This window comes from Paracraurococcus ruber, from assembly GCF_004353985.1.
GTDB classification, from domain to species: domain Bacteria; phylum Pseudomonadota; class Alphaproteobacteria; order Acetobacterales; family Acetobacteraceae; genus Paracraurococcus; species Paracraurococcus ruber.
In genome coordinates this window covers 1-8636 of record NZ_SMOA01000235.1, presented here as the reverse complement: position 1 = coordinate 8636, position 8636 = coordinate 1, and the positions used below count along the sequence as shown (strand labels likewise).

The following is an 8636-nucleotide window of genomic DNA, read 5'->3' as shown; positions in this document are numbered from 1 at the left end:
GGTATCCGCCGCCGGTCGCGCGGGACCCGGCGGATCGCGCCGCCCCCGCCGGCCGCCATGGCGCCGCCCGGCGCGATGCCGGGGCACCGCCCCGGGCCCTGGAGCGCCGGATGCGGCAGGCGGCAGGCGGCAGGCGGCAGGCGGCAGGCGGCAGGCGATCAGATCGCCGGCGCGTCCAGCATCTCGAAGACCGAGCCGCCATAATCTGCCTCGGCCGGGATATGCAGGCGCCAGCCCTGCTCCGTCCGCAGCATCTCCGGCATCACCGTCACCACCCGGGCGGTGCGGGCGGTCGCCAGCGCCTGCGCCACCGTGGCGGCGCGGCCCAGCTTCTCCAGCACCTTGCGGGTGGCGAAGACCAGGCGGCGCTGGCCGGCATTCGCCTCCTCGATCGCCTGCAGCGGGCGGATCCAGACGCTGTCCTCGCTCTCGTGCCCGTCATGCACCGCCACCTGGTCGGGCGGCGCGGCGGCCAGGAAGAACTGGGTGTCGAAGCGCTTGCTGCGGCTGGCCGGCGTGATCCAGTGGGCGAAATGGACCATGGCATCGGCGGCCGGCTCCAGCCCCTCCTCCGCCAGCATGGCCGAGAGCGGCTGCTCGCCCTTCGCCACGCGGGTCCGGTGCAGCGCCTCGATCCCCAGCAGGCGGGTGGCATCGACCACCGGGCCGCCGCCCTTCGGGCGCGCGAGCAGCACGCCGCATTCCTCGAAGGTCTCGCGGATGCCGGCGATGCGGAAGGCGTCCAGCGGGTCCGGGCCGGCGAGGGTCTTGTCGTCCTCCTCCACCCGGCCGCCGGGGAAGACCAGGGCGCCGCCGGCGAACTCGATCTCCCGGTGGCGGACCACCATGAAGACCTCGAGGCCATGGTCGCCGTCGCGGACGAGGAGGACGGTCGCGGCAGGGCGGGCGGGGACCGGGGTCTTGGCGTCGCTCACCGGCGTCACTCCGCCCGCAGGCCGAGGCTGCGGATCAGCGGCGTCCAGCGCGCGATCTCGGCCTGGATGAAGCGGCCGAACTGGTCCGGCGTGCCGCCGACGATCTCGGCCGCCTGCCGGGTCACCGCCGCCTCCCGCACCGCGGGGTCGGCGAGGACGGCGTTGAAGGCGCGGTTCGCCGCCGCGGTGATCTCGGGCGGCAGCCCGGCCGGGCCGACGATGCCGTGCCAGACCAGCGCCTCGAACCCCGGCAGCACCGTCGCCATCGGCGGCACGTTCGGCAGTTGCGGCACCGGCGCCTTCGAGGACACCGCCAGCGCCTTCGCCTTCCCCTCCCGGATGAAGGGCAGCGAGGTGGAGACCGTCATGAAGGTGCTCTCGGTCTCGGCGGCGAGGATGCTGCGCGCCACCTCCGCGCCGCTGCGATAGGGCACCGGCGTCATCTTCAGGCCGAGCTCGCGGTTCATGAACTCCTGCGCCAGGTGCCCGGCATAGCCGATGCCCGGATGCGCATAGACCATGTCGCCGCGGCGGCGGGCGAGGGCGACGAAGCCCGCGATGTCGTCCACCGGGAGCGAGGCCGGGACGACGAAGGCGAGCGGCAGGTTCACCAGGTGGCAGACCGGCGTGAAGGCGGTGGCGGGGTCGTAGGGGACGGAGGGCTGCAATTCCTTGCCGATGCCGTTGGCGCCGAGATCGGCCAGCATCAGGGTGTAGCCGTCCGGCCGCGCCTGGGCGGTGGCGGCGCCGGCGATGGTGCCGCCGGCGCCGCCGCGATTCTCCACCACCAGCGACTGGCCGTTGGCATGTGGCGCGAAGGCATTGGCGACGGAGCGCGCCAGGGTGTCGGCGGCGCCACCGGCGCCGAAGGGAAGGATGAGGCGCACCGGCCGCTCCGGCCAGCTGCCCTGGGCGCGGCCGAGCCGTGGCGCGGCCAGCGCCGCCATCGCCAGCATCGCCGCCTGCCTGCGACCGATCGGCATCATCCGCGCCCCTCCCCCTGCCATGGGCCGGCACCCTGCCGCCGCCGGCGCCCCGGCGCAACGGGCACCGGACCGCCCCGGCCGGGGCCGCGCCCCCAGGCCGTCGGGCGGGGACCAGCCGCAGGCGACCAGCCGGTCCGGGCAGTGCCCGCCCAGCATGGCCGGCATGCCGCAACCCGCCCCCTCGGCCATCGCCCGCGCGGTCGGCAGGCGGTCGGAGGGATCGCGATGACGGGTGGGCAGGACAGCCGGCGCGACCGGGCGCGGCAGGCCGGTCTCCAGCACGCGGAGGCCATTGGCGGGGATTTCCTGCGCCGCCTCCCGGATCCCGGCCGCGAGCGTCCCCACACGCTGCCCCACCCGATCTCCCGAGGCGGGACGACGCTGGCCCGGGCCGCGTTCGCCTCGTCCCCGATGCGCGCCCGGGCGCCAGGGCACGGGTCGTCGGCGCGCCGCGAGAGCAGGGCCTGGGCGTCGAGGAGGCGCGTTACGCCTCCTCCTCGCCCTCCTTCGGTGCGCGGCGGTCGGGCGGCGGCGCGTCGAAATCGGGCGCGACGGCGATGCGGCCCTTCGGCCCGTCCGGGCGCGGGCGCGGCGCGCCCCCGGATGGTGGCGGCCGGAGCTCGGCCACCACCTGACCGCGGGAGGTGATGAGCAGGCTGCCCCCCTCCTGCACCTCCTGCAGGCAGGAGGCGAGGTTGCCGCGGAATTCCCGCACCGCCACCCGGCGCGGCGGCACGTCCTCGGGCGGGGCGGGCGGAGCCTGGGGGTCCATGTCGGCATTCCTTGCGAGCACATCATGTGGACGCCATCGAGGGCCCATGCGTCCAGGCTTTCCGGCATTCCGCGCCCACGTCTTTGCCCGCATGCTGCCGCGCCATCCGCAGGAACTCCGCGCATGACCTGGTCCATCACCGCCCATGACCCCGCGACCGGCGCCTTCGCCGTGGCGGTCGCCACCTGCAATTTCGCGGTGGGCGCCAGCTGCCCCTTCGTCCGGTCCGGCGTCGGCGCCGTCTCCACCCAGTCCTTCACCAACCGCTACCTGGCGCCGGCCATCCTGGACGGGCTGGCGCGCGGCCTGCACCCGGCGGAGGCGATCGAGGGCGCGCTGGCCGGCGACAAGGGGCGCGGCATCCGCCAGGTGCATGCCGTGGACCGGCACGGCCGCAGCGCCGCCTGGACCGGCGCGAATTGCGTGGACTGGGCGGGCGATTCGCCGCGCCAGGGCTTCTCCGTCGCCGGCAACATGCTGGCCGGGCCACAGGTGGTGGAAGCCACCGCCGCCGCCTTCGCGGCGCAGGCCCATCTGCCGCTGCCGGAGCGCCTGATGGCCGCCATGGAGGCCGGCGAGGCGGCCGGCGGCGACAAGCGCGGCCGGCAATCCGCCGCCATGCTGCTGACCACGACCGAGGATTTCCCCGACCTGAACCTGCGGGTGGACGACCACCGCGACCCATTGCCGGAACTGCGCCGCATGCTGGGCATCTGGCGGGAGATGCGGGCGCCCTTCCTGCAGGATGCGCCGCGGAAGGCCGATCCCTCCGGCGCCTGCGACATCGATGCGATCGAGGCCGGATGGATCGCGCGCGGCGTGACCCTGCGCTTCCGGCGTTAAGAGTCCCGCAAGATGCTCGCGCGGACGTGGCGTGCGGAGCGGTGGCGGATACTCCAGGTTGTGCAGGCAGAGTACTGCATACCATTTAGGAGCAACCCATGCCCCTCCTCCGCGGCACCAACGGCAGCGACACCCTTGACGGCGAGACCGGCTACGACCTGATCCTGGCCGGCGCGGGCGACGACCTGATCCGCGGCGACGGCCGGGCGGGGTGGCACCCCGGCATCCCGCCCGCCGGCCCGCTTCCGGCCCCGGCGGGCAATGTCATCGCCGCCGGCGACGGCAATGACACGGTCTATTCCGGCTACGGCGCCGACAGCGTGCATGGCGGCGCCGGCGACGACCTGATCCTCGGCTGGGGCGTGTTCGAGGCCGGCAGCGCCTATGCCCAGGCCTATGCGCGCGACGACGAGGGCGGCGACCGCCTGGCCGGCGATGCCGGCAACGACACGCTGCGCGGCGGCGGCGGCTACGACGTGCTGATGGGCGGCGATGGCGACGACCTGCTGGAGGGCGGCGTCGGCGCCGATACGCTGACCGGCGGTGGCGGCGCGGATGTCTTCGCCTTCGGCGCGCTGGATGCGCGGGCGCGGATGCCGGTCTACGACACCCAGGGCGATGTGGTGACGGATTTCCAGGACGGGCTCGACCGGCTGGATCTTTCGGCCTTCGCGCGCCGCCTGCCGGGCGTGGTGGCGGAGGTGCTGGGCGATGCGGAGTTCAGCGATGCCTCGCACCTGCAGGTGCGCACCGCCTTCGACGGGACGAACACGCAGGTGCAGATCCACCTGCCCGGCGGCGGCAGCCTGGGCGTGGATGCATCGGTCACGCTGCTGGGCGAGCACCACCTGGCCGCGGCGGATGTGATCTTCGCCTGAGCAGGCCCGAGGGATCCAAGGGCCTTCCGGCCCTTGCCGGGTCGGCGGCACGGCCGCCGACCCGGCAAGGGAGGCGGCGCCTCCCTCGCTGACGCCCGGCATGAGGATTGCGTATCATCGCCCCCGCAGGACGGGGAGCGGGCGATGGCGCAGGTCGAGCGGGGCTGGGTGGTCATCCGGGGCGGGCTGGTGGCCGATGCGGCGCAGCGCCGCGCCGAGCCGGCCGACATCCTGGTCGAGGATGGGGTGATCCGCACGGTCGGCCCGGCGCTGGACGCGCCGGAGGCGGCGCGGGTGGAGGATGCCAGCGGCCTGCTGCTGCATCCCGGCCTGGTGAATGCCCATACCCATGGCCATGGCGGCCTGGCGCGCGGCCTGGCCGATGCCTGGACCCTGGAATTGCTGCTGGCGGCGGGTCCGTGGATGGGCGGCGGGCGCAGCCTGCAGGACAAGAAGCTCTCGGCGCAGCTCTGCGCCGCGGAGATGGCGCTGAAGGGCGTGACCGCCGCCTACGATCTGTACGCCGAGGCACCGGTGCCGACGCGGGAGGGGATGGACGCCGCCGCCGAAGCCTATGCCGAGGTCGGGCTGCGCGCGGTGATCGCGCCCATGGTCGCCGACCGCACGGTGTGGGATGCGGTGCCCGGCCTGCGCGACGCCCTGCCCGACGCGCTGCGCGCCCAGGTGGATGCGCTGCGGCCGGCGCCGGGCGAGGCGACGCTGGCCGCCATGGGCGAGATCCTGTCGCACTGGCGCTGGGCCGGGCAGGACATCCGCGCCGCGCTGGCGCCGACCATCCCGCTGCATTGCGCGGATGATTTCCTCTGCGGCTGCCAGCGCCTGGCGGCCGAGCATGGCGCGCCGCTGCAGAGCCATGTGGCGGAGAGCAAGCTGCAGGCGCTGGCCGGCCTCGACCGCTACGGCAAGACGCTGGTGCAGCACCTGGATGCTCTGGGGCTGGTGGGCCCGGGCTTCTCGGCGGCGCATGGCATCTGGCTGACCGATGACGACCTGCGGCTGATGGCCGACAGGGGCGCGGCCATCGCGCACAACCCGGGCAGCAACATGCGGCTGGGCAACGGGATGTTCCGGCTGCGCCGGGCGCTCGACCTCGGCGTCACCGTCGGCATCGGGACGGATGGCGTCTCCTCCTCCGACACCTCCAACATGTATGAGGCGATGCGGGCGGCCTTCCAGCTGGCCGCGGTGCAGGGGCCGGACCCGGCGGAATGGGTGACGGCGCCGGAGGCCTGGCGGGCCGGCACGCTCGGCTCGGCCAGGGCGCTGGGCTTCGCCGATATCGGCGCCATCGCGCCGGGGATGAAGGCCGACATCGTCTTCCTCGACCTGCAGCATCCGAACTGGATGCCGCTGAACCACGCGGTGAACCAGATCATCCATACGGAGGACGGCAATGCGCTGCGCCATGTCATGGTCGGCGGCCGGGTGATCGTCCGCGACCGCAAGCTGCTGACGGTGGACCTGGCGAAGCTGGCGCGGGAGGCGGAGGCGGCGCGGGCCCGGCTGGAGGCGCTGAATGCCGAGAAGCGCGGGCTCTTCGCGCTGCTGGAGCCGGTGGTGCGCAGCTTCTGCCCGGCTTTCGCCAGGCGGCCCTATCCGGTGCGGCGCTACCTCTGCGATCCGGCTTGAAGGCAGGGCTTAGTTCTTGATATGTTCCCTCCGCGCCATGATGGGCGCGGAGGGACCCGAGGATGAGCAGCACGCTGGAGATCGCCCAGGAATTCGCCGCCCTCTGCAAGGCCGGGACCTTCGAGGAAGCGGGCGAGCGCTTCTGGTCGGAGGACATCGTGAGCATCGAGCCCATGGAGGGCGAGATGGCCGTCGCCAAGGGCCTGGCCGCGGTGAAGGGCAAGGGTGCCTGGTGGTATGCCAACCACGAGATCCACGGCGCCGAGACGCATGGCCCCTATGTCAACGGCGACCAGTTCGCGCTCCGCTTCCACCTCGACGTCACGCCCAAGGCCAGCGGCCAGCGCATGCAGATGGAGGAGGTCGGGCTCTACACGGTGCGCGACGGCAAGGTGGTGGAGGAGCGGTTCTTCTACCGCATGGGCTGAGCGCGGCGCGTCGAGCGCGGCTGGACGGGCCCCGCTTGCGCGGCGAACATCCGGCGGCACCGACCGAGGAGCGTGCCGCCATGCCGGAATTCATCGATCTCTCGCGCGAGATCTTCCACCGCACCCAGGCGCATCCCAGCCATCCGCCGGTGGTGATGACGGTCTGGAACGACCACGCCGAGAAGAAGCACGCCGGGAACACCACCTTCAGCAGCAAGGCGATGTTCCTCTCGCTCAGCGACCATGCCGGCACGCATGTGGACGCGCCGGTGCATTTCGACCCGCGGCCAGGGGCCGCCTCGATCGACCAGGTGCCGCTGGCGGATTTCTACACCTCCGCCATCTGCCTCGACCTGTCGCATGTGCCGCTGAAGCACGCCGTCACGGTGCCGGAGATGGAAGCGGCGCTGCAACGCTCCGGCCAGGAGATCCGGAAGAAGGACACGGTGCTGCTCTGGATGGGGGTGGAGCAGCGCCTGCTCGGCAAGCCCGGCTACCTGCACGACTTCCCCGGCCTGGCGCTGGACAGCGTGCACTGGCTGGCCGACCGCGGCATCGGCATGTTCGGGGTGGAGGCGATCAGCCCGGCACCGGAGGGCGAGCCCAACTTCCAGGCCCACATGGCCTGCGCCGAGCGCGGCATCACCCACATGGAATGCCTGGCGAACCTCGACAAGCTCGTCGGCCGCGGCCGCTTCACCTTCATCGGCTTCCCGCTGCGCATCCGCGGCGGCACGGCCAGCCCGATCCGGGCGGTGGCGATGTTTTCCTAGTCCCGGCGGCGATGGCGCCAGGCATGATGTTGGCGGGAATGCCCGGCTGGGACGCAGCGCGCGCGGTGATGGCGCGCCTGCGGCTTGCCCAGGGCCCATGGGTTCGCGCGGTACTGGCACATCGGCCATCGGCACGCGCGCGGGTGGCCTGCCTGCTGTCCGCAGGCGTGTCTTCCGCAGGCGTGTCTTCCGCAGGCCCGTCGCCGAAGCGCATGCGTCAGGTCGGCGCCGTGCCGGCACGGATGCCGATGGCACGCATGTTGCTGCCCCAGCACGCCATGCCCGCCCTGCCCCGCCGCGCCCTGCTTGCCGCCCCGCTCATCCTCCCCGCCCTCGGCCGCGCCCAGGGGAGCGGGCAGCTCGCCTGGCCGGAGCGGCCGATCCGCTGGATCGTGAACTTCCCGCCCGGCGGCGCCGCCGACACGCTCTCCCGCGCGCTGGCCGAGAGCATCGGCACCCGCCTCGGCCAGCCCATCGTCATCGAGAACCGGCCGGGCGCCGGCGGCCTGGTGGGCAGCGACCTGGTCGCCAAGGCGCGCGGCGATGCCCATATCGTCATCATGTCGAATGCCGCCTCGCACGGCATCGGCCCGGTGCTGTACCCGAGCGTTCCCTACGACCCGCTGACGGACTTCACCCATGTCGCCCTGGTCGGCACCTTCGCCAGCGTGCTGGTGGTGAACCCGGGCGTGCCCGCCCGGGACCTGGCGGAATTCCTGGCCCTCGCCCGCGGCCGGCCGGGCGGCCTGGCCTATGGCAGCGGCGGCAACGGCACCATGAACCACCTGGTCGGGCAATTGCTGGCGCGCGCCGCCGGCGTCGAGCTGACGCATGTGCCCTATCGCGGCTCCGCCCCCGCGCTGGCGGATGCCATCGGCGGGCAGATCCCGGCGGTGATGGAAAGCCTGCCCATCGCCCTGCCGCATCTCCGCGCCGGGCGGCTGCGGGCCCTCGGCACCTCGGAAGCCGGGCGCGACGCCGCCCTGCCGGACACGCCGAGCTTCGCCGAGGCCGGCTTCCCCGCCGCGCGCAGCACCAACTGGTTCGGCTTCTCCGCCGCCGCCGGCATCCCGCCGGAGATCGCCGCGCGCTGGGGCACCACCATCGCCGAGGCGCTGGCCGACCCGAAGCTGCGCGAGCGCTTCGCCGGCATCGGCGTGGTCCCGGGCCGCCTGGGTGCCGCCGACTACACCGCCTTCATCGGCGCGGAGCTGGAGCGCTGGCGGGGCGTGATCCAGGCCGCCGGGGTGAAGCCGGACTGAGGGCCGAGCCGATCGCCCCGGCCGCTCGGTGCCGCCCCGTGGGCCGCCCCGTGGGCCGCCCCGTGGGCCGCCGGGGCCAGGTCGCCCGGCGCGTCGCGGCGTCCAGGCG

General features: G+C 73.8%; 9 protein-coding genes. 6 read left to right on the top strand and 3 right to left on the bottom strand.

What is annotated here, in order from left to right; genetic code table 11:
* Positions 1-158: 158 nt before the first annotated feature.
* From E2C05_RS25365 to E2C05_RS25355, 3 genes are all read right to left on the bottom strand, one after another.
* Positions 159-935 (bottom strand): NUDIX hydrolase, encoded by a 777-nt coding sequence (locus tag E2C05_RS25365; RefSeq protein ID WP_133222433.1) that lies wholly within the window; start codon positions 933-935, stop codon positions 159-161.
* 5 nt (positions 936-940) lie between these two features.
* Entirely contained in the window at positions 941-1918 is a 978-nt protein-coding gene (locus E2C05_RS25360; RefSeq protein WP_158292364.1) for a Bug family tripartite tricarboxylate transporter substrate binding protein, read from the bottom strand.
* Between the two features lie 487 nt (positions 1919-2405).
* Entirely contained in the window at positions 2406-2693 is a 288-nt protein-coding gene (locus E2C05_RS25355) for a type II toxin-antitoxin system Phd/YefM family antitoxin (protein WP_133222431.1), read from the bottom strand.
* A gap of 123 nt (positions 2694-2816) precedes the next feature.
* On the opposite strand from E2C05_RS25355, the gene E2C05_RS25350 reads away from it, so the two are divergent.
* From E2C05_RS25350 to E2C05_RS25325, 6 genes are all read left to right on the top strand, one after another.
* A complete protein-coding gene (locus tag E2C05_RS25350) occupies positions 2817-3536 on the top strand; it encodes a DUF1028 domain-containing protein (RefSeq protein ID WP_133222430.1) in 720 nt (239 codons plus the stop codon).
* Between the two features lie 98 nt (positions 3537-3634).
* Positions 3635-4414 (top strand): calcium-binding protein, encoded by a 780-nt coding sequence (locus E2C05_RS25345; protein WP_133222429.1) that lies wholly within the window; start codon positions 3635-3637, stop codon positions 4412-4414.
* A gap of 144 nt (positions 4415-4558) precedes the next feature.
* Positions 4559-6064, top strand: coding sequence for an amidohydrolase family protein (locus E2C05_RS25340; RefSeq protein WP_133222428.1), 1506 nt, complete (start codon positions 4559-4561; stop codon positions 6062-6064).
* 62 nt (positions 6065-6126) lie between these two features.
* Positions 6127-6492 (top strand): nuclear transport factor 2 family protein, encoded by a 366-nt coding sequence (locus tag E2C05_RS25335; protein WP_133222427.1) that lies wholly within the window; start codon positions 6127-6129, stop codon positions 6490-6492.
* 80 nt (positions 6493-6572) lie between these two features.
* Entirely contained in the window at positions 6573-7265 is a 693-nt protein-coding gene (locus E2C05_RS25330; protein ID WP_133222426.1) for a cyclase family protein, read from the top strand.
* 278 nt (positions 7266-7543) lie between these two features.
* On the top strand, positions 7544-8527 hold the full coding sequence (locus tag E2C05_RS25325; protein ID WP_133222425.1) for a Bug family tripartite tricarboxylate transporter substrate binding protein: 984 nt from the start codon (positions 7544-7546) through the stop codon (positions 8525-8527).
* Positions 8528-8636 lie beyond the last annotated feature (109 nt).